This window comes from Bifidobacterium sp. B4081 (genome assembly GCF_026537335.1).
In the GTDB taxonomy this organism is placed as follows: Bacteria; Actinomycetota; Actinomycetes; order Actinomycetales; family Bifidobacteriaceae; genus Bombiscardovia.
In genome coordinates this window covers 568,710-589,281 of record NZ_JAFNMM010000001.1, presented here as the reverse complement: position 1 = coordinate 589,281, position 20,572 = coordinate 568,710, and the positions used below count along the sequence as shown (strand labels likewise).

Annotated in this window: 18 protein-coding genes; 5 read left to right on the top strand and 13 right to left on the bottom strand. The window is 59.2% G+C overall.

Annotation, left to right across the window (positions count from 1 at the left end; translation table 11 throughout):
- Positions 1-34: 34 nt before the first annotated feature.
- The 6 genes from dnaG to J3T92_RS02615 form a co-directional block, all read right to left on the bottom strand.
- Positions 35-2,125 carry a DNA primase gene (dnaG, locus tag J3T92_RS02640; RefSeq protein ID WP_267399586.1) on the bottom strand — a complete coding sequence of 697 codons (2,091 nt, stop codon included), beginning with the start codon at positions 2,123-2,125 and terminating at the stop codon, positions 35-37.
- A 57-nt stretch (positions 2,126-2,182) separates the two neighbouring features.
- Positions 2,183-3,466, bottom strand: coding sequence for a deoxyguanosinetriphosphate triphosphohydrolase (locus J3T92_RS02635; RefSeq protein ID WP_267399585.1), 1,284 nt, complete (start codon positions 3,464-3,466; stop codon positions 2,183-2,185).
- 18 nt (positions 3,467-3,484) lie between these two features.
- Positions 3,485-3,943, bottom strand: a complete 459-nt coding sequence (locus J3T92_RS02630) for an Ohr family peroxiredoxin (protein ID WP_267399584.1) — start codon at positions 3,941-3,943, stop codon at positions 3,485-3,487.
- A gap of 70 nt (positions 3,944-4,013) precedes the next feature.
- Complete coding sequence (alr, locus tag J3T92_RS02625; protein ID WP_267399583.1) at positions 4,014-5,372, bottom strand: alanine racemase; 1,359 nt, start codon at positions 5,370-5,372, stop codon at positions 4,014-4,016.
- A 42-nt stretch (positions 5,373-5,414) separates the two neighbouring features.
- Positions 5,415-6,065 carry an N-acetyltransferase gene (locus J3T92_RS02620; protein ID WP_416378808.1) on the bottom strand — a complete coding sequence of 217 codons (651 nt, stop codon included), beginning with the start codon at positions 6,063-6,065 and terminating at the stop codon, positions 5,415-5,417.
- Positions 6,066-6,196: 131 nt separating this feature from the next.
- Positions 6,197-7,255 carry a LacI family DNA-binding transcriptional regulator gene (locus tag J3T92_RS02615; protein WP_267399582.1) on the bottom strand — a complete coding sequence of 353 codons (1,059 nt, stop codon included), beginning with the start codon at positions 7,253-7,255 and terminating at the stop codon, positions 6,197-6,199.
- 150 nt (positions 7,256-7,405) lie between these two features.
- Here J3T92_RS02615 and J3T92_RS02610 point away from each other — a divergent pair, with 150 nt between their 5' ends.
- The 5 genes from J3T92_RS02610 (at position 7,406) to J3T92_RS02590 (ending at position 12,539) form a co-directional block, all read left to right on the top strand.
- Entirely contained in the window at positions 7,406-8,689 is a 1,284-nt protein-coding gene (locus J3T92_RS02610) for an enolase C-terminal domain-like protein (RefSeq protein ID WP_267399581.1), read from the top strand.
- An 80-nt stretch (positions 8,690-8,769) separates the two neighbouring features.
- Positions 8,770-9,561, top strand: a complete 792-nt coding sequence (locus tag J3T92_RS02605) for an SDR family oxidoreductase (RefSeq protein WP_267399580.1) — start codon at positions 8,770-8,772, stop codon at positions 9,559-9,561.
- Between the two features lie 8 nt (positions 9,562-9,569).
- Complete coding sequence (locus J3T92_RS02600) at positions 9,570-10,838, top strand: MFS transporter (RefSeq protein WP_267399579.1); 1,269 nt, start codon at positions 9,570-9,572, stop codon at positions 10,836-10,838.
- 1 nt (position 10,839) lies between these two features.
- On the top strand, positions 10,840-11,637 hold the full coding sequence (locus J3T92_RS02595; RefSeq protein ID WP_267399578.1) for an amidohydrolase family protein: 798 nt from the start codon (positions 10,840-10,842) through the stop codon (positions 11,635-11,637).
- 2 nt (positions 11,638-11,639) lie between these two features.
- A complete protein-coding gene (locus tag J3T92_RS02590) occupies positions 11,640-12,539 on the top strand; it encodes a dihydrodipicolinate synthase family protein (RefSeq protein ID WP_267399577.1) in 900 nt (299 codons plus the stop codon).
- Positions 12,540-12,618: 79 nt separating this feature from the next.
- Here J3T92_RS02590 and J3T92_RS02585 read toward each other — a convergent pair whose 3' ends face one another.
- The 7 genes from J3T92_RS02585 to J3T92_RS02555 form a co-directional block, all read right to left on the bottom strand.
- Positions 12,619-13,101, bottom strand: coding sequence for an S-ribosylhomocysteine lyase (locus J3T92_RS02585; protein WP_024626660.1), 483 nt, complete (start codon positions 13,099-13,101; stop codon positions 12,619-12,621).
- A 78-nt stretch (positions 13,102-13,179) separates the two neighbouring features.
- Positions 13,180-15,183 carry a RecQ family ATP-dependent DNA helicase gene (locus J3T92_RS02580; protein WP_267399576.1) on the bottom strand — a complete coding sequence of 668 codons (2,004 nt, stop codon included), beginning with the start codon at positions 15,181-15,183 and terminating at the stop codon, positions 13,180-13,182.
- Positions 15,184-15,262: 79 nt separating this feature from the next.
- Positions 15,263-16,084 carry an ABC transporter ATP-binding protein gene (locus tag J3T92_RS02575; protein WP_267399575.1) on the bottom strand — a complete coding sequence of 274 codons (822 nt, stop codon included), beginning with the start codon at positions 16,082-16,084 and terminating at the stop codon, positions 15,263-15,265.
- Entirely contained in the window at positions 16,071-16,865 is a 795-nt protein-coding gene (locus J3T92_RS02570; RefSeq protein WP_267399574.1) for an ABC transporter ATP-binding protein, read from the bottom strand. The genes J3T92_RS02575 and J3T92_RS02570 overlap by 14 nt, the downstream gene beginning before the upstream one ends.
- Entirely contained in the window at positions 16,849-17,880 is a 1,032-nt protein-coding gene (locus J3T92_RS02565; RefSeq protein WP_416378891.1) for an ABC transporter permease, read from the bottom strand. The genes J3T92_RS02570 and J3T92_RS02565 overlap by 17 nt, the downstream gene beginning before the upstream one ends.
- A complete protein-coding gene (locus J3T92_RS02560) occupies positions 17,877-18,857 on the bottom strand; it encodes an ABC transporter permease (RefSeq protein WP_267399573.1) in 981 nt (326 codons plus the stop codon). Before J3T92_RS02560 ends, J3T92_RS02565 begins: the two co-directional genes overlap by 4 nt.
- Before the next feature lie 2 nt (positions 18,858-18,859).
- The gene (locus J3T92_RS02555; RefSeq protein WP_267399572.1) at positions 18,860-20,506 is read right to left on the bottom strand and encodes an ABC transporter substrate-binding protein; all 1,647 of its coding nucleotides are present in this window, start codon (positions 20,504-20,506) and stop codon (positions 18,860-18,862) included.
- Positions 20,507-20,572 lie beyond the last annotated feature (66 nt).

Below are 20,572 nucleotides of genomic sequence, written 5' to 3'. Positions count from 1 at the left end.
AGGACAGGGAGGACCAACTTACCTGACCACCAGTTCACTCGGTGTTGCCGAAGACCTGGTTGCGCAAGTTGTTACGCTGGGTCTCATATTGAGTGAGCTGGCCAAGAAGATCGAACTTCTCCTGACCGTCGGGCAACTGATTCATCTGATGCTTGACCGAGGCAATCAGCCGCATATAGGTGGCATCCAACAGCCTTGCCAACAGCTCGGAGGCATACTGACGCTCCTCCAGGCTAGGCTGCCTCAACTGAACATCCGCTTCTTTGGAGCCCTCGTCCCGGTCTTCTTTCTTATTGCCTCTCTTGGAGTCCGATCCTGAGCTCCTCTGTCTATCCTCCTGCTTATCCAAATTCAGCGGCAGGGGCATGACGGCCAGCTCATTGATGGCCGACTCCAGCATGGGCCCGCCAGCCTTGGTCAAATTATGCATCCACAGCCCCTGGGGCGTCTTCCTGTCGGGCAGCCCTCCGGCTGCCTGCACAGCCTGATAGAGCGAGCGGAAAATCGGAACCTCGAAACTATCTGGGCTGAGTTGGGCGAAGGCATCCGATCCGACCGCTCTGGGGATCTGGATGAGCACACCCATGAACTGCTGCTCGCAGATGAAGACAGCATCATCGATGTGGTGGTAGCCCTGTCGGAGGGCATCCTCACGCTGTATCCCGCGGCGGCGCATGGCATCGTCACTGCCTTGGCCCGCACGACCCTCAGATTCACCCGCGCCGCGGTGAGGAGTGCGGACCGCATAGGCATCCTGGTCCTTCACATGCAGCTTGCGGCGGGCCCTGTTGACCTCCTGGCGCAGCAGATCCAGATCCACGCCGATTTTTCTGGCGGTTTTACGGGTATAGGCCCCCACCAGGGAGCGGTCCCTGATCTGGGCCAGAATAGGCGCCACGGCCTTGACTGCTCCCATCTGCCCGGTGGTGTACTGGGTATCAAACATGGCCACGGCGGTGTCGATGACGAAGTCATACAGCGGTCGGGCGTGCTCGACCAGGGATCGCACAGCCTCATCGCCGTAGCGGATGCGCAGATCGCAGGGGTCCAGATTCTCCCGGGCCACCGCCACGAAGGTCTGCGTCAGAAAGCTCCCGTCAAGGCCGAAGGCATGCAGGGCGGCCTTCTGCCCGGCAGCATCACCGTCGAAGGTGAAGACCACCCGAGAGCCCCGGACAGGCCCCACCAGCTGAATGGCGCCGAGGGCGTCGTCGGAGATGAGCCGGCGGACGATCTTGGCATGGTCTTCACCGAAGGCAGTGCCGCAGGTGGCTACAGCTGTGTCGACACCGGCAAGGTGGCAGGCCATGACGTCGGTATAGCCCTCTACTATAACTACCTGTCGCTTTTTGACGATGGCGTCCTTGGCCAGGTCTATGCCGTAGAGCACCTGGTTCTTGCGGTAGAGCTGGGTGTCTGGCGTGTTGATGTACTTGGCGTTGATGCCGTCGTCCTCGTAGAGTTTGCGAGCGCCGAAACCCAGGGTGCGGCCCGTGGAATCCCTGATAGGCCAGGTGACCCTGCCCCGGAAGTAGTCATAGACCCCCCGCTGCCCTTTTCTGGCCAGCCCTGCATCCAGCATCTCCTGCTGGGTGAAACCCTTGGTGGACAGATGGCGAACCAGGTTGTCCCATCCGCGTGGGGCGTATCCGCAGCCGAAATACGCGCTGTCTGCTTGGGAGAAGGTTCTGCCCGCCAAGAGCTTGCGCGCCGCCAGCGCATCCTTGCTCATGATCTGCGAAACGAAGAAACGCTGGGCCTCCTCGTTGGCCTCCAGCAGCCGGGAACGTTTGGACCCGCGACGCTTGTCCTGACGGGAGTTTTCGTAATGCAGCTCAATCTGGTACTTGTCTGCCAGAATCTCGACGGCATCGCCGAACTCGACGTTCTCCTCCTGCTCCACGTAGGTAAAGACATCGCCGCCCAGACCGCAGCCGAAGCAGTGCCAGACCCCCATAGAGGGACGCACCGAAAAGGAAGGAGACTTCTCGTCGTGGAAGGGGCACAAGCCCATGTAGGTGCCGGAACCGGAAGGCTTCAGAGTCACGCTTTCAGAGACGATCTCATACAGATCGGCCTTGGCTCTGACCTTCTCGATGTCTTCCTTCTTGATCATTCCGGACATGACACCCAGCCTACCGGCCCAGGCCGATGTGTTGCGCCCGGCGTAAATGCCGCAGGCCTAGGGGCAGACCAGGGAATGCAGGGCCAGCGCGGAGCCGTCGGTAAGAGAGGCCACCTGGTCGATGGCCACCCGCAATCGCTCCCCATCCGAACCTGCCTGACGCCAATCCTCCAGGAAGACATCCTCCAAGGCATCAGAGGATGCAGGCGAGTCGGCCATCATCACCTCAACCAAGTCGGTCACAATCTTCAATTGCTCCTCGTGGAAGGGTTCCTTCTCACGGGGAGCCATGACGAAGTAGACAGCAATCCCCTTCAAGGCCACAATCTCATAAGAGGTCCGGGGAGGAATGACCAGCCCAGCCGAGTACCTGGTCAAGGGGCCTTGGCCGTGACGGCTTCGCGTGGCCGCCTCCACGGAGTCAGCAAAGCGACCGATCAGATAGCTGGTGGTGTTCTTCAACGTAGCCAAGGCCCGGCGTGAACCGTCAAAGCCCGTCGGCAGCATGCTGCAGACGGCCTCCAAGGCTCGGACCAGCTGGTCGGCATCCCATCGATCGCCATACCAGGATCGGGCGGCCCGGACCACACCATCAATGATCCTGGGCTCAGCCAGCCGCTCAGGCACGAAGGATCCGACCACGATGGCATCCTCCACATCGTGGACGCTGTAGGCGATGTCGTCAGCCAGATCCATGACCTGGCACTCCATAGGCGTGCTGGCCGGCGGCGCCCCTTGCTTAAGCCAATGGAAGACCTCTTGGTCGTCAGGGTAGACGCAGAACTTGGCGGTTCTCTCCCCCTTGGGATGAGCCGAGGCCTCGGCCAGGGTCCAGGGATATTTGACCGCAGCATCCAGCGCGGCTCTGGTCAGGTTGACTCCTGCTGAACGTCCGTCAGGATGGAAGACCTTGGGCTCCAGCCTGGTCAGTAGTCGAAGGGTCTGTGCATTGCCCTCGAATCCCCCAATATCCGAGGCCAGCGAAGACAGGGCACGTTCGCCGTTGTGGCCGAAGGGCGGATGACCCAGGTCATGGGCCAAGCAGGCACAGTCCACCACGTCAGGGTCACAGCCCAGCATGGTCCCAATCTGCCGGCCGATCTGGGCCACCTCCAAGGTGTGGGTCAGCCGTGTACGGGCAAAATCGTCAGTGCCGGCGACCAGGATCTGCGTCTTGGCCCCCAACCGACGCAAGGCTGAAGAATGGACCAGGCGCGCCCTATCGCGTTCAAAGGCGGTCCTGCTGCTGGTCTTTGGGGGTTCTGGCGCCCACCGTTCCTGATCCTGGGCAGAGTAGCCCTCGGCCAGCAGGCGGGATCCGCCCTCCTCATCAGTGCCCATCAGGCGCGCCCGCTCCGTTCAGTCCAGGTTATCCACGACCACCACTTCAGTGGGCACATTGCCCGCCGTTGCCTTGGAATAGGGGCAGAGCTCCTGAGTGCGTTCCACCAGACGGCTGGCCAGATCACGATCAACCCCAGGCAGGCAGACCTCAATCAGCGCCTTGATGCCGAAGGACTCGCCCTGGTCACCAAGGGAGATATGAGTGCGCACCTTGCTCTGGGCCAGCTTGGTGGCCGGCACACGCAACTCCTTGCCGGCCAGTCCCATGGCTCCCTGGAAGCAGGCGCCCCAGCCGATGGCGAAAAGCTGCTCGGGGTTGGTACCCTGACCCTTGCCCCCCATGGCCTTTGGTGTATCCAGATCCAGGGAGAGATCGGGGTCGTGGCTGTCCCCATGGCCCTCGCGGCCACCGGTAATGTCAGCTACGGCTGTGTATGAGATGTTGCTTGGTTCATTTCCTGTATATGTAGTCATAACCTCATCTCACCACTTATATTGCCCCTTGACAAGGCCCCAAGCCTAGGTTCTACCTGTGATAGTGGTCTCAAAGAATGGATTCAGGGGCAATCAGGTGCAGATCGTCGGGGTCAACTACCTCATATACGCCCAGATAGAGCCGTGGAATCCGATTACTCAGACAAGTGAAAATCTCATAGCTAATGGTGTCAGCGGCCCGGGCCCAGTCATCAGCGGTTGGCTCGGCCTGATCCTCCCCCCGACCTGGCCCGAAGAGCACAACGGTATCGCCTTCGCTAACTCCCAAGTCGGAAGCCGTACCTTTGAGATCAAGAACGCACTGGTCCATACAGACCCTGCCAGCGACGCGAACCAACTTGGATCCTTGACGAGTCATCAGACGGACGGGTCCACCCAGGCGCTCTCGGCCCATATAGCCCTGGCGGTCGAAGCCCGAGGCAGACCGGTGAATCCCGTCGCCGTATCCCAGGGGCATGATAGCCGTGCTTGTCGACTTCTCCGTTAGATAAGTGCGTCCGTAGGAGATGCCGTGACCGGCTGGCATATCCTTGACAGTGCCCAGCTGGGCCTGAAGGGTCATTGCCGGACGCAGACCGTAATCGGCCGAAACCCCCATGGAGGGATCAGGCTCGTATCCGTACAGGCCGATGCCCGGACGGGTCAGGTCATAACGTATCCCGGGACGGGTGAGCGTGGCGGCAGTGTTGGCCAGATGCCGAATTTCAGGTTTCATGCCAGCGGCCGTCATCCTGTCAGAGAATTCCTCAAAGAGGGCGATTTGATCGTCAGTGGACGACACAAACTCCTCCACGCCAGGCATGTCGGCCACTGCTAGATGGCTGAAAAGCCCGACGGGCTCCAACAGCCCCTTTGCAGCCAGGCGGGAGAGCTCGCGCATGGCATCCCCGAAGGTTTCGGGAGTAAAGCCGTTGCGCCCGAAGCCGGTGTCCACCTTGATATGGACGCATGCAGGCCTGCCGACCTGATCTGCCGCCTGCGCCGCCATGTCCATGGTCTTTAGGGAACCGATGCCCAGATCGATGTCAGCCTGGATCAACTGATCAAAGGGGGCGCGGTCCCCATTGAACATCCAGGACAAAACCCGACAACGGTCGAATCCGATGCCCGCCCGGCGCAGACGAAGGGCCTCGCTGGCCTGGGCCGTGCCGAGCCAGGTGGCCCCGCCGGACAATGCCGCCAGGGCCACAGGAATGAGCCCGTGTCCGTAGGCATCGGCCTTGACCACACCCATGACTGCAGCATCGGGGTTCGTGGAACGAACCAGATTCACCAGAGTGGCCATATTGGCCTTCAAGGTCCGCAAGTCCACGATGATCTGTCCAGGATAGGCCCGAAGAGCCTGTTCGTAATGTCGCTGGCCCTCGGGCCCGGAGAACCGCCATGCCGGTGCTGCACTCAATGTCATGGCTCCATTGTGCGACGGCGCTGCGACGGTCGGCCCCCGCCCTCAGACGGCGACCAAGCGCTTGCCGACCCTTTCACGTTCTGCTAGGTCAAGGGGACGGTCGTGCCGCTGGTAGGCCACCCGCACGTTCTCGATCTCCTTGTTCTCAGGCATGATGATGTTGCCGCAGCGTGTGAAGCCATGGGTCTCCAGGATGTGCTGCATGGCGTAGTTCTTCAGTCCCGTATCGGCGCGGATGTTCTCGTACCGGCGCATGCTCCAGTCAAGCAGGTCCCCGGCCGCGTGACGTCCCAGGCCGGAGGCGGCCACCCGATGGATGGTGGTATAGGGCCGGTCGTCCAGCCAGCTGCCATCGATGACCCGATAATCAGGTTCCGGGTCATGGAAGAGGGCGAAAACGCCGATGATGCGCTCGTGGCTGCCCTTGTGCTCGTCCAATTCAGGTTCAGGGTAGGCGGGATCCTCAGGAATCTGATCCATACCAGCTGCATCGTCAACCAAGAGCATGGTATGGCCCCCGGCGATGTCTTCGCGGATACGTTCGGGCAGAGGGTACTTGTCCCCCCACTGGCGGGGGTTGCCGGTCTCGGCCATCCGCTTTCTGGCGTAGGCGTAGACAGGCATGATCGCCTCAAAGTCGTCCATGGTGGCATGACGGATCCAACGTGCAGTTTCCATCGTGTAGCTGCTCACTGTGGCTACCTCTTTCTCGACCGGTGCGGCAGGGACGAAACCCGTCCCCGCGATTGCCGAAGTACGAGTGTATTCATCAGCAGGCAGTCACGAAGTGAGTACGCATTGAGCGAATCGGGGAATAGTTTGGGCTATTCTGCATCCTCCTGAACCCGGCCTTCCGCGCGCAGACGACGACGGGCACGGGTCAGGTTGACCACGCTATGCCGACTGACCAGACGGGTTGGCATGACCACATGCCGCTGGAACTCCTTACCCTGGCGCGCATCGAGGATCATTCCCACCGCCATCCTGGCCATCAGATCAAATGGCTGGTCCACCGTGGTAAGGGCAGGCATCAGATAAGAGGACGGATAGACGTTGTCGAATCCGACCACGGACAGGTCCTGCCCGGGCTCCAGCCCACGTTCGCGAGCCGCTCTATAGATATTGACAGCTGTCAAGTCGTTGCAGGCCAGAATCGCAGTCGGACGCTGATCGCGGTCCAACAGATCACAGGCGGCTTGGTATCCCCTGTCAGGCAAATAGTCCCCCTGCTGAACCATGCTCGACGGCAGGCTGGCACCAATGGCTGCCAATGCTGCTCGGTATCCAGCCAGTCTGGCTTGCGCGGATTGCACAGTCGCCGGTCCGGCGATAACGCCAATGCTCCGGTGCCCAGCGTCAAGAAGGCATTTGGCCGCTTGGTATCCTCCAGTCCAATTGTCTAGCGTTATGCTCATATCCTCGTCGCTGACCAAATCCACCGGATCGACCGCCACCAGGGGAATGCCCCTTGCTTTGAGCACATTCTTGCCCTCTTGGTCTATGGAGGACATCTGGGTGATCACCCCCAGCGGGTTACGATCAATGATCCCCCTCAGACATTCCTCAGCACGTCGCTGGTGATCAGTCTGTGTCACCGTCAAAGCCAGACCGGCATCCAAGGCCCATTTCGAGGCATAACGTATCATCTCGATGGTGCCATTGTTGGCAATATAATCCACAACCAGCTCAATTGTCTGAGCAATTTTCGTGCTGACAAGCGGATGCGCATAGCCCTCGTCTGCCAAAGCTTTTTCGACCCTTCGACGGGTTTTTGCCGCCACGCCCGGTCGACCGTTGATCACCTTGGAGACGGTCGAAGCAGAGATGCCGAGCTGCTCGGCTATGGCGCCAACGTGGGGATTGCCTGGTTCCTGTCTGGCCATGTGCGTCCTTTCCATTACCCACCAATCGTAACCAACGAAGCACCAAAAGCATCCATGTCGGATTTAGAATTTTTACATTTCTAATTTTCAAATTTCTATTTCTACGCCTATACTGAGGTATACGTTCACAAGATTGGCAAAGGAGCCACGATGAGTACTATCACTGCGGTGAAAACGTATGACTTTCGTTTTCCCACTTCTCTGACCCTGTCAGGGTCGGATGCCATGAACAAGGACCCCGACTATTCGGCCGCCTATGTGGAAATACACACCTCGGCTGACGACGGCATCAAAGGTTGTGGCCTGGTCTTCACCATCGGACGAGGCAACGATGTTGTTTGCAGAGCTATAGATTCCATAGGAGAGACTCTGCGCGGCCTGGAGGTTGAACGTCTACTGGACAGCATGGGCCTGGCCTGGGACCTATTGGTCCATGACTCACAGCTGCGCTGGTTGGGGCCCGAAAAGGGAGTCGAGCACATGGCCATCGGCGCACTGCTGAGCGCTCTTTGGGACATGAAAGCCAAAAGGGCGAGAAAACCCTTGTGGCTGCTGCTGGCTGAAATGGATCCAGAGGATCTTGTCAGCACATTGGACTTTAGATACCTCTCCGATGCCCTGCGCCCCGAGGAAGCCATAGATATCCTCAAGGATGGGCAATCCGGCAAGCAGGAGCGCATCGAAGAAATTCGCCAGCACGGATACCCCGGTTATTCGACAGCACCCGGCTGGCTTGGCTACAGCGACGAAAAGATGGTGGAGATCGCCAAACGAGAGACTCAGGAAAAGGGCTTTAAGCAAATCAAGCTCAAGGTAGGCCAGAACCTCGATGATGACATACGCCGTCTGGGACTGGCCAGGGATGCCATCGGTCCCGACGTCCGCCTGGCCGTCGACGCCAATCAGGTCTGGGATGTCCCGCAAGCCATTGATTGGATCAACCATTTCCATGACTTCGACCTGGCATGGGTCGAAGAGCCTACCAGCCCCGACGACATCATCGGCCACGCAACCATTGCCAGAGCCATTAATCCCATACCCGTGGCAACCGGCGAACAGATGCAGAACCGCATCATGTTCAAGCAGTTCCTGCAGGCTAACGCCTTCGGCATCATGCAGATCGACGCCACCAGAGTGGCGGGCCCCCAGGAGATAGTTCTGGAATACCTGCTAGCTCGCAAGTTCCACAAGATAGTCTGCCCCCACGCCGGCGGGGTCGGATTGTGCGAGATGGTCTGCCACTTCGCCATGTTCGACTACGCAGCCGTCTCATGCACCACACAGGGCCGAATGATCGAGTACGTGGACAACCAGCACGAATATTTCGTGAACCCCGTGCATATCAGCCAAGGCATGTATAAGGCACCGACCGCTCCCGGCAATGGAGCCGAAATGACCGTGGAAACCGCACAGCGCTACCTGCACCAGGAGTGAGAGCGGCCCACCTCAATCAAAATCCGGTCCAATCACTGAACCTCAAACAAATCATCATCCATATAGACAAAGGAGTTCTCATGGATCTGCATCTCAAGAACAAGGTATTCATCATCACCGGTGGCTTTAAGGGCATCGGCAGGGGCATCACCCTACAACTGGCCCAGGAGGGTGCCATAACCGCAGTCATAGATCGTGACGAGTCAGCCAGGGACCAGTTCTGCAAGGACATCGAGGCCTATACCGATACCTACCGGACCTTCATTTTGGATCTGAATGACACCGACGGCATAGCACCCATTGTAGAGCAGGTACACAAGGAATTCGGTCATATCGATGGCATAGTCAACAACGCTGGAGTTAACGACAACAAGGCTTTGGAAACTACTGACTGGCGCGAGTTCGAGCGTTCCGTACACGGCAATCTCACCCACTACTACGAACTCATGCACGCCTCTTGTGCCTACCTCAAGGAAAGCCACGGATCAGTCATCAACATCACCTCCAAAACCGCTGTGACCGGTCAGGGCAAGACCAGCGCCTATGCAGCAGCCAAGGGCGGGATTCTGGGCCTGACCAGAGAATGGGCTGCGGCCTTGGTCCATGATGACGTACGAGTGAATGCCATCGTGGTCTCGGAATGCTGGACCCCGCTCTATGCTGACTGGATCAAGACCTTTGGCGATGAAGAGGCCCAGCAGGCACGCCTGTCGGTCATCACAGACAAGATTCCTCTGGAGCATCGCATGACCACACCCGAAGAAATCGGAAATACCGCCACCTTCCTGCTCTCTGATCGCGCATCACACACCACCGGCCAATGGGTGTTCGTCGATGGCGGATACGTCCACCTGGACCGGGCACTGAATTGAGCTCTGACATGGATAATACAAATACGCGAAACAAGGGCGGGTCCAAGGCAACCGTCGCCATAACCCTGGTCATCGGACTCTTCTTCATTTGGGGATTGACCATGAACCTGGTCAACGCCCTCAACAGCCCATTCAGCAACTACATGGAGCTGAACAGCACCCAGGCATCACTGCTGCAGGTGGCCTACTACGGAGCCTACTTCGTCATGGCCATCCCAGCCGGAATCATCTCCAAGCGCTTCGGTTACAAGGGCGGGGTCATCTCCGGACTGATACTGTTCGCAGTCGGAGCATTCATCGTGGTGCCGGCCACAAATATGGCCAGCTACGGACTCTTTCTGTTCGCCATGTTCGTGGTAGCGCTTGGAGCCTCATCTCTGGAGACCAACTGCAATCCCTACGTCACCAAGCTGGGCGATGAAAAAGGCGAATCCTTCAGACTCAATCTGGCACAGAGCTTCAACGGCGTCGGCAACGTGGTGGGGCCTCTGATTTTGGGCAGAGTGCTATCCAAAACCCTGACCCCAAAAGAGCCAGGCTTTGAGCAAGCCAAGGTCAAGTTCCTGTCTGACACCAGGATGATCTATATCGTCATCGGCATCGTTCTGCTGTTGGTGTTGGCTGTATTCATCGTCTTCAAACTGCCAACACCACCTGGCGATGACGAGCAGGAAGGGAAAACTGGTAACGGCTCCGGCACCTCAAGCCTGCTGAAACGCCCTTACTTCGTACTGGGCGTGATAGCCGAGTTCATCTTTATTGGCTTGCAGGTGGCGGGCATGGCCATGTTCTCCGCTTATGCCCTCAAACACTGGGGCGCTGGCATCACCGCCGGTCTGGCTGCCACATTGTTGGCATTGCTGTCGCTGCTGTTCACCCTTGGCCGGTTCCTGACCACTCCGTTGATGACCAAATTCGATGCCGGTAAGATACTGGGCGTCTACATGTGCATCACAGCCGTGCTGATGCTTCTGGTATTCCTGGGTCTGGGACGATTCTCGGTCATATGCTTCCTGGTTGCCTATCTGTTCATATCGATCGGCTACCCCACGATCTTCTCGCTGACGCTCAAGGGCATCAGGGGCAACGACGCCAAGACCGGCTCTTCTGCGCTGGTTATGAGCATCGTCGGAGCGGCCCTGATTCCACTGCTGTTGGGTGCCATCCAGGATGCCATGGGCATCGAAATCGCCATGCTGGTGACCGTACCCGGATTCCTCTACATCGCCTGGTATGCCTTCCGCGGGTGCCGCATAGGTCTTAAGCAAGGAGCCTAAAATGACACGACAACTACAGGTCATCGATGCTCACTTCCATATGTGGGATCTTGAACGGCAGCATCTGCCGTGGCTGGACGGAATGCCCTCACTGAACCGGAGCTTTCCCCTTCATGAGCTGGAAAGCGAGTACGAGCAGCTGGGAGTGGAATTTCTGGGCGGAGTCTATGTGGAAGTAGACTCGGACGACCCCCTATTAGAGGACCGCTTGGTCTATGAGAACAATGACCCCAAGATTCTTGCCCGAATGCTCCGAGTCCAGGTAGGGCCCTATATGAGGGTGCCCATCAATGCTACGGGTATCAGAGAGCCACTGCACACTGACTCTGCCCCTCACGGCCGTTGCATGGAACCCTCCTTCATCGCTGGGCTCTGCGCCATGGCTGATAAGGGCCTGCCCTTTGAGCTGTGCAACAGGGGGGCGGAACTGCCGGACATGGCTCAGACATTTTCTCAAGTTCCTTCCCTGACTGTCATCATGGACCATCTGGGCAATATGCCCGACTTGTCGTCGACCTCCAGAAAGGCCATAGAGGCCATGGCGGCCCTGCCGCACTGTTATATCAAGGTATCAGGGGACTTGCCGGTCGATCGCGACATCGTCGCCTTCGTCAGGGACACATTTCCCCCGGACAGGGTCCTTTACGCCTCCAACTGGCCGGTCGTCACCGTGCACTCCTCACTCCAGGAACACTGGCAACTGATGCTGGATACCTTTGGCCCTGATGAGGACTTCTTCAAGCACAACGCCATGAGGGCCTATGGGATCAATGCCGATATGCTTACTGTGGAAGGGTGAACATGAGCACATCATCAGCCACATTTGAGGGAATATTCTGCCCGTCGATTACCATCAGCGACGATCAAGGAGTCATCGACACCGACCTGTGGGGACGACATCTGGACCATCTGATCCAGGCTGGCATTGATGGAGTGCTTCTGTTCGGAAGCATCGGCGAGTTCTATGCCTATGATCTCCAAGAGAAGCGCTCAGCCCTGCAATTCGCCGTCGACCATATACGGGGGCGCATGAAGGTATTCGTCGGAGTAGGCGACACTGACATGGACCGGGTTATGGATCTGACCAAGTTTGCCGGACAAATCGGCGCCGATGCCGTGGTGGCTGTCAGCCCCTATTATTTCGGCCCTTCGGAACCGACTGCTTACAGGTATTTCACCAGCATCGCTCACGCCTCGACTGTGCCGGTGATCCTCTACAACTTCCCTGCTCGTACAGGCAACGACTGCTCCCCGGAGTTGGTCGCTAAACTGGCCCAGGAATGTCCAAACATCGTTGGCATCAAAGACACCGTGGACACAATCAGCCACACACGTCGAGTCGTATCGGCAGTCAGACGTGTCAGCCCTGAGTTCTCGGTGTTCTCCGGATTCGACGAATACTATATGGTCAATCGCATCTGCGGAGGCAACGGTGTTTTATCGGGCCTGACCAACGTGGAGCCGGAAACCTTCGTAGCCATGCATCAGGCCTATCAAGAGGGCGATTACCGGACTGCGCTAGACAAGGCCCAACGCATCAACCACCTGATGGCGATTTACGACACTGCGGATTTGTTCGTGTCGGCCATCAAGGGAGCTGTGCGACTGCAGGGTCTGCCCATCAGCACACGAATCCGCGAACCAGCCATGCAGATTGATGACGATCAGATGAAACAGATCGAAACCATATTGCGTAGTTGAGCTTTCGTCTGTTGCATCGAACTGGGCCTGAGGAAAGGAACATACCCTTCCTCAGGCCCAGTTGTTTGCCTGTCAGCGATCAGACCAGCTTGCGTTCAAAGGGATCGGAGCTGATGCCGGCGGCCACGATGTCGCGGCTCCACTGCTTGGCCGAGAAGAGCGAATGGTCACGGTAGTTGCCGCAGGAGGTGATCTCGGTGCCGGGCACATCGTCCCAGGTGGCCTTTTCGGCGATGAACTCCAGTGACTCCTTCAGGGCCTTGGCCACATCCTCGGTCGAATGACGGCCCCAGGCAAGCAGGTGGAAGCCCGTCCGGCAGCCGAAGGGCGAGCAGTCGATGTAACCGGGGATGCGCTCGCGCAGGAGCACGGCGATGGTGTGCTCGATGGTATGCAGCCCGGCAGTTGGAATGGCGTTCTGGTTGGGCTGGACCAGACGGAGATCATAGTTGGAGATGATGTCTCCTTGGGGCCCTTTCTCCTCGTCGATCAGTCGAACGTAGGGCGCCTTGACCTTGGTGTGATCCAGCTGGAAGCTCTCTACAATAGGTTTGTCAGCCATTGTTATTTCCTTTCCTGTCGGGCGCCCGGTATGAAAGGCAACCTTGATGAAGTCGTGTATGTCTCATGGTAGGCCGACCTACCTATCAGATTCGGCAGTGCCCCTGACCACATCCACCCCTCCTCTGGCCGAAAACTCGGAGATGACACCCATGAACTGGGGTCCATACTGCTCCAGCTTGTGCTGCCCCACACCATTGACGGCCAAGAAGGTTGAATCATCAGCCGGACGAAGACGGCACATATCGCGCAGTGCCTTGTCGGAGAAGACAATGTAGGGAGGCTTGCCAATCTTGCGAGCTATGCTGGTCCGCAGATCGCGCAACTTCTGGAAAAGTTCCTCATCCTCTGGGCTGGCATCGCTAGCAGCGGCCTGATCGAGACCGTCATCGTCGACAGTCGAAGAAGACCTGCCGTCGTAGACCTTGCCCGAGGCACGCGGGCGTTCCGTCCGCTTGATCTCGTAATGGAAGTCCGGACTGACCGTCTGCGCGGCCTTGGGTCCGAAATGAACCATGGGCAGCCGCCCTTCAGTGATATACAGATACCCGTCCGAGGCCATCTGGTTGAGCACGTCACGGATTCGCGCCTCTGGAACCTGGTCCAGAGCACCATAGCTAGGGCACCGATCCAACCCTCGCCGAAGAAGATCCTGCGAGCGCGATCCCCGAAGAATTTGCGCGATCTTGCCGGAGCCGAATCCCTGGTTCACATCATGAACGCACCTGCTGATGGCACGGGCCACATCGCTGACGTCGATAGTCGTGAAGGTGCTCAGGCAGTTGGAACAGTTCTGGCAGCCGCCGCTACCGGTGTCAGGATGCCCGACCGGGACAGATTTGCCCTTGTCGGCTTCGGCAGGCGAAAGACCTGCGGCAGCCTGGTCCACCTCCTCGCCAAAATACCGCAGCATGTACTGGTGAAGGCAGCCGGTGGTTCGACAATAACCGATCATGACGTTGAGCAGACGCCGGTGTTCGGCCCTGACTGCTTCGGCCTGCTCACCGGTCAGTCTGTCGTTGCCGTTGTCCATGTCCAGCAGGCGTCTGCGGGTGACGATGTCGCTCTCGTTCCACAGCAGGGAGCAACGGGCTGGCTCGCCGTCACGTCCCGCTCTGCCGGCCTCCTGGTAATAGGCCTCGATGCTCTCAGGCATATTGTGATGAATGACATAGCGTACGTTGGACTTGTCGATGCCCATGCCGAAGGCATTGGTGGCCACAACCACCTGCACCTTGTCGTTGACGAAGTCCCGTTGCGCCTGCTCCCTGTTCTGAGCATCCATGCCAGCGTGGTAGCTGACAGCACTGACACCGGCCTTGGTCAGGTCATCAGCCAGAGCCTCGGTCTCCTTGCGGGTGGCGCAGTAGACGATGCCAGAATCATCGCCATGCTTCAGTGCGTACTGGACCACCCAGCGATTCTTGTATTTGCTCTCCAACTTGATCACGTCGAAGAAGAGGTTGGGCCTGTCGAAACCCGTCACCGCCACGTAGGGATCGTCAAGGCCCAGCATGTATACGATGTCGCGCCGAACCTTCTCGGTCGCCGTAGCAGTGAAGGCTGCCACCGTAGGTCGGTCGGGCAGGGACCTGATGAAATCGCCGATGCCTAGGTAGGCAGGGCGGAAGTCCTGACCCCACTGGGATACGCAGTGGGCTTCGTCCACAGCCAGCAGGGAAATTTTTGTATGCTGGGCGAATTCCCTGAATCTGGGGGCATCCAGCCGCTCGGGAGCCACGTAGAGGATCTTGCTGCGCCCTTGTACAGCCTGAGCCAGGGCCAGGGACTGCTCATCCATGTCCTGGGTGGAATTGACGAATGAGGCCTGGATACCTGCGTCCTCCAGCCCGTCCACCTGGTCCTTCATCAGGGAAACCAAGGGAGAGATGACGATGGTCAGACCGTCCAGAAGAGTGGCAGGAATCTGATAGCAAATGGATTTGCCGGCCCCGGTCGGCATAACACCCAGGCAGTCCCGCCCATTCAGGATAGCCTTGACCAAATCCTCTTGACCTGGGCGAAAGGACTCATATCCGAAATACCGCTTCAGCGCCTGCCCTGCATCCTGGATGTCCACCATGATTCCCCAGTCTATTGCCACGGCAGGAGTCAAGCAGTGGGCGAACGACCATGTGGTCAATCGTCGGGAAAACGAACACCTACAGGGTTGCAGCAGCCAGAAGCTGGCGGGTATAGGACTGCTCAGGATGATTGAGGATGGCCTTCACCGGCCCCTCCTCCACAACCTTCCCCTGCCTGAGCACCATGACCCTGTCTGCTATGTGCTGGACCACACCCAGATCATGGGAGATGATAATCATGGACATACCATTTGACGAATCGCCCTGCTGTTTGGACTGGGCCATGATTGATTGAAGGGTATGGAGAATCCCTACGCGTGCTGAAACGTCGATGGCGCTCATGGGCTCATCGGCCAAGAGTATCATGGGCTTGACGATCAGTGCGCGGGCTATGGCCGCCCGCTGGGCCTGACCACCTGACAGATCGGAGGGATAAGCCGTCATGATCCTGTCCGGATCAAGCTGGACCTCTGACAGCACCTGGGCCACCCGATCGGCCAGGTCTCGTCCCCTCTCCCTGCGCCTGACAGCCAGCAGAGGTTCGGCTACCGACCGGCCGATGGTCCACCGGGGATCCAGGGAAGCAAAGGGGTTCTGGAAGACCAGAGCGGAGTCATGGGCAAGCGACTTGGCTGCCGTGGAACCATGGAGAACTGATCTGCCCAAATATGCCACCTGCCCGGCATCAGGCCTCAGCTGGCCCAGAAGCAGACGGGAAAGCGTGGTTTTCCCCGAGCCGGACTCCCCTATGATCGCCAGGCACTCCCCCGACAGGAGGGAAACATCGATGCCGTCAACTGCAGCTTCTCGAGCCGTTCCACTGCCGGTGGAGGCATAGATCTTGGTCAGGCCCTCCCCGATCAGGATCGGATCGGCATGTGCACCATCAGTCAGCCTCATGCTTGCCTCCATCTGTGCTCAGCGTCAACTCCCTGGCCGCCCGCACCAGGGTCCTGCCCTGCGGACTGGATGGGCTACGCAGAATGCTCTGCGTCTGTCCGCTTTCCACCACTCGCCCAGCGTCAAGGATGTAGCAGTAATCGGCAACCTGGGCCAGGACTGAGAAATCATGGGTGATGAACAGCAGGGAGGCCCCGTTCTGGTCGACCAGGGAGACCAGCAGGTCCACAATCTGCCGCTGGGTTATGGCATCCAGGGCCGTGGTCGGCTCGTCTGCCAGAATCAGTCTGGGCTTGGTGACCAGGGCCGTGGCTATGGCCGCCCGCTGCTGCTGCCCCCCGGACAGCTCATGCGGGTAGGATCCAGCCAGATCCGCATCTAACCCGACCTGGGCCAATATCTCCATAACCCGTCTGCGCCGTTCCTGGGCGCTCAGACGATAGTGGCGACGGAGGGGAAGCTCAACCTGACTGTAGATCTTCTTGACCGGGTTCAGGGCCGTGGAAGGATTCTGAAAGATCATGCCCATCCGGGAACCGCGCAGGTCCGCCAGGGACCGGTCATCCGAACCGAGAATCTGGAGCCCGTCCACCAGAATGGATCCCGACAGGGAGGCCGTCAGTGGCGTGGTGCCCAAAACGCTGCGGGCGATCATCGACTTTCCGGAGCCTGAGGAGCCGATCAGACCTACCCGCTGGCCGTCCTTCACCTGGAGATCCACCTGGTCGAGAATGGTGCGGCCATTGATGGACAGGCTCAGGCCGTCAATATTCAGCGACATGATTGTCTCCCTCGCTTGCATGGCCCGAAGCTTCTAAGCACGCAGACGTTTCCTGACGCACAGATTGAAGAGTGGACCGTCCGGCGGCAGCTACGGCAGCCCTGAGCCTGGGGTTGGTAACCGGATCGATGGCATCACGCAGGGCGTCACCGAACAGGTTCAGAGCAACCACCACCATGGTGACCACCAGGCCAGGCCAGAGCACAGTAAGTGGAAAGACATTGATGAACTTGACCGAGGTGGTCAGCGAGTGCCCCCAGGAGGGCAGGCCAGAGGGAACGCCCACCCCCAGGTAGGTCAACCCTGCCTCAGCCAGCACGGAGGTCCCCGCCGACATGGAAAGCTGGACGCACAGGACCGGAATGACGTTGGGCACCAGATGGGTACAGAAGATTCTGAAGGATCCGACCCCGCTGTGTCGGGCGGATCGCACGTAGTCCGACTCTGCTGCCAGAAGCGCTTGGGGCCGTACGATCCGGGCCAGGTTGAGTCCGTAACCGAACCCACAGGCCACGACGACCACGGCGATGCTGGGGCCCAGGGGGACAGCCAGGATCAGGGCCAGCAGAACTGTAGGCAGGGAAATCAGGGCATCTACCAGGACCACGACCGTCTGTGACACTCCTGAACGGCGCGAGACCATGGCCATGACCAGAAGAAGTCCAAGTACGCCTGATAGGAGAACCGCCAGAAGGCTGATGACCAGGTTGGTGGCCGATCCCGCCATCAGCCAGGAAAGAATGTCTGCCCCGGTGCCATCTGTTCCCAGCAGATGGGCACGGCTAGGGGCCTGCCAAATCCGGTACCCGTCAGTGACCCAAATCGGAACCGGGGTCCAGAACCTGGAGACCAGGGAGACCAGGATCCATATGGCCAGTACAATAAGCGAGTATCGCCCCGAGGCCTTGCGCCACATGCTGGACAACACCACCCGCATCCGTCCGAAGAATCCCAGTTGGCCTGGGAATGTGGCCCTCAATCCCAGGTGGGGCCTGTCTTCGTGTCCCCAATTCATAAGGCAACCACCTCCTGTCTGGCCGCACCTCGAAAACGCGGATCGATCAGCCTATGGATAACGTCCACCAGGAGTCCCAGGAAGAGGAAGAAGGCCGCCAGCAGAAGCAGCTCGGACTGAACAGCTGGGAGATCCCGGTTGCCCACATCGGTGATCAGCATGGAGCCCAGTCCCGGCAGGGCGAACAGGTTCTCGCTGACCATGACCCCGGTGATCATCTCGGCCATGGTCAGTCCAATCACCGAAACCAGCTGGGGGGAAGCCAGCCGCAGACCGATGCGCAGAGCAGCCTGGGTCCGGGTCATCCCGCAGGCCATGCCCATGTCCACATACCCCGAAGAGAGCATGTCGCCCAACAAGGAGCGGGTGTACCGCATGATGCCGGCACCCACGATGATGCCGGTAGACAGCGCGGGCAGAATCAATGCCGCCAAGGCCTGACCCGGCTGAGCCCAGCCGAGTGCAGGAAAGCCCTGAGAGGGCAACAGACCGATCAGGCCACTGCCCTTGGCGAAGAGCATGATCAGCAGCAGTCCTGACCAGAGGGCCGGTACTGATCCGCCCACAATGGCTACCATGTGGCTGAATGACTGCATCCGTGGCGAGCGAGCCAGAGCGGCCGCACAGCCCAGGGGAATGCCCAGCAGCAGAGCCACGGCCAGCCCCAAAAGGATCAGCGGAAAGGTGATCTGGGCTCGGACACCTACCTGAGAAGCGATGGAACGGTTGGTAAGAATGGACCTGCCCAGGTCCCCCTGCAGAAAGTCGCCGATCCAATCCAGATACTGCCTTGGGTAGGAGCGATCCAGGCCCATCTGCCGACGCAACCGATCGACGCGTTCGGGTGGGGCATCCAGCCCGGCCATAATGGCGGCCACGTCACCGGGCAGAATGCGCAGAGCCAAGAAGATGAGCAGCGAAATGCCTATCAGCGCCAAGATGAAGAGCACCAAGCGCCGCATCAGGAATCTGGCCATGGTCACCCCCGCCTATAAATCACGTCAGATAAGGGCATGAGAGACTGGTTCAGATTGACCGGGAAGCCCTCCAACCCCTTCCGCCAGGCCGTGGTCACCCGGTAGTTGAAGAGCCAGTCCGCCGCTGCGTCCTTGCTGACGATCCAGGCAGCCTGGGCTAGGAGCCTGTCGGAGTCATCGGCAGAGGTCGTGGCCATGGCCTGACGGTAAAGCTCCTGGACCTGACGATTGTCATAGTTGTAGTAGTAGCCGGGGTTGGCCCACTGGTGGAAGTCGTGGCTCTCGCCATGATCCACCAAAGACAGGTCATAGTCCTTGTTGGCATGCACGTCCTGGAGCCAGACTGAAAATTCCACCACCCGCACATCCAGGTCGATGCCCAACTGACGCAGCTGCGAGCGCAGCTGATCGCCCAGTTCGCTGCCATAGGTGTTGGCATAGGTCAGTCGTAGCTTGAGCCGGTGTTCGGGACCATACCCGGCCTGGGCCAGAAGCCGCCGCGCCTGCTCCGGATCGTGGGGATAGAGCCTGGTCAGATCCTGATAGCCGGGATCCAAGGAGGGTATGGGTCCACCCAGAGCCCTATCCGATCTGCCCCGGGAGGCGATCAGCTGCCGATGGTCGATGGCATGGCGGATGGCCTGACGCACCCGTGGATCGGATGTGGCACCACCCTTGCCGTTCATGGCCAGGACGTACTTGTCGGTATCGTCGCCCGCTTTGACCTGGAAGTCGGGGCTCTTGCGGAAGGGACTGGCCAGGTTCTCGGTGACCGGAGCCAGCACCTGCACATCCCCGCTACGCAGGGCGTTGACGGCGGCGTTGTCATCATTGAGGTAACGGATGACGATGGTTGGCGTCTTAGGCTTGTCGCTGCCCCAGTAGTGTGGATCGGCCTTGAGTGTGACCGAGTCGTTTGGACGGAAGCTTGCCAGCATGTATGGGCCGGATCCCACGGCCTGGGTCTTCATGTCGTAATGAGCCCGCCGGTCAAAGACCAGACCGGCCCGCCCGCTCAGTTGCCAGAGCAGATCCTGATAAGGTCTGGACAACGTCAGGCGCACCGTCAGCGGATCTGTCGCCTCCACACCCTGGAAACCCTCCAACATCTCGCTGCCCTGATAGTGACCTGCCATAAGTCCGCGAATGGAGTCGACCACGTCCTGGGCCCGAAGAGCATGGCCGTTGGAGAAGCGGATGCCCTCATGCAGATGGAAGGTGTAGACCAGGCCATCCTCGGAGATATTCCAGCTTTTTGCCAGCCCTGGGCGCACCCGATTCCTAGAATCTCGTGACACCAGACCCTGATAGACATTGCCGATCAGGAGCTGATCCAGCGCCGTACCCGACTGGTTGCGGATGTCCAGATTGGTGGGAGCCAGCTTGAGGCCCACAGTGACCGTATCCGCCACGCTCCCGCCCTCGGCCTGACCAGCGACTCCACGATGCCCTGTCCACAGGGAGATAGCCAAGGCCAGTGCCAGCAGGAGACTGAGCAGCTTCCAGGGCAGGGTGTTGCCGCCCGACTTCATGGGTCTGATCCTGGCGTTGAGTTCAGGGTCAGTGCTTGGGCCTGGTTCCTGGGCCACGTCTGTATCTGCTGCGGTCACGCTGTCATGGGCATGCGTGCCGTGTCGATCTGCGTTCATTGACGAATCCTTATGCTGTGGTTGACCGCCATTCTGGTCGATCACCGCCCACCAGCATACTCCCCG

Bases quoted from the DNA above. Each gene is read 5' to 3' on its own strand.
- dnaG (WP_267399586.1), bottom strand. From the start codon at position 2,125: ATGTCCGGAATGATCAAGAAGGAAGACATCGAGAAGGTCAGAGCCAAG.
- J3T92_RS02635 (WP_267399585.1), bottom strand. From the start codon at position 3,466: ATGGGCACTGATGAGGAGGGCGGATCCCGCCTGCTGGCCGAGGGCTAC.
- J3T92_RS02630 (WP_267399584.1), bottom strand. From the start codon at position 3,943: ATGACTACATATACAGGAAATGAACCAAGCAACATCTCATACACAGCC.
- alr (WP_267399583.1), bottom strand. From the start codon at position 5,372: ATGACATTGAGTGCAGCACCGGCATGGCGGTTCTCCGGGCCCGAGGGC.
- J3T92_RS02615 (WP_267399582.1), bottom strand. From the start codon at position 7,255: ATGGCCAGACAGGAACCAGGCAATCCCCACGTTGGCGCCATAGCCGAG.
- J3T92_RS02610 (WP_267399581.1), top strand. From the start codon at position 7,406: ATGAGTACTATCACTGCGGTGAAAACGTATGACTTTCGTTTTCCCACT.
- J3T92_RS02605 (WP_267399580.1), top strand. From the start codon at position 8,770: ATGGATCTGCATCTCAAGAACAAGGTATTCATCATCACCGGTGGCTTT.
- J3T92_RS02600 (WP_267399579.1), top strand. From the start codon at position 9,570: ATGGATAATACAAATACGCGAAACAAGGGCGGGTCCAAGGCAACCGTC.
- J3T92_RS02595 (WP_267399578.1), top strand. From the start codon at position 10,840: ATGACACGACAACTACAGGTCATCGATGCTCACTTCCATATGTGGGAT.
- J3T92_RS02590 (WP_267399577.1), top strand. From the start codon at position 11,640: ATGAGCACATCATCAGCCACATTTGAGGGAATATTCTGCCCGTCGATT.
- J3T92_RS02585 (WP_024626660.1), bottom strand. From the start codon at position 13,101: ATGGCTGACAAACCTATTGTAGAGAGCTTCCAGCTGGATCACACCAAG.
- J3T92_RS02580 (WP_267399576.1), bottom strand. From the start codon at position 15,183: ATGGTGGACATCCAGGATGCAGGGCAGGCGCTGAAGCGGTATTTCGGA.
- J3T92_RS02575 (WP_267399575.1), bottom strand. From the start codon at position 16,084: ATGAGGCTGACTGATGGTGCACATGCCGATCCGATCCTGATCGGGGAG.
- J3T92_RS02570 (WP_267399574.1), bottom strand. From the start codon at position 16,865: ATGTCGCTGAATATTGACGGCCTGAGCCTGTCCATCAATGGCCGCACC.
- J3T92_RS02565 (WP_416378891.1), bottom strand. From the start codon at position 17,880: ATGAATTGGGGACACGAAGACAGGCCCCACCTGGGATTGAGGGCCACA.
- J3T92_RS02560 (WP_267399573.1), bottom strand. From the start codon at position 18,857: ATGGCCAGATTCCTGATGCGGCGCTTGGTGCTCTTCATCTTGGCGCTG.
- J3T92_RS02555 (WP_267399572.1), bottom strand. From the start codon at position 20,506: ATGAACGCAGATCGACACGGCACGCATGCCCATGACAGCGTGACCGCA.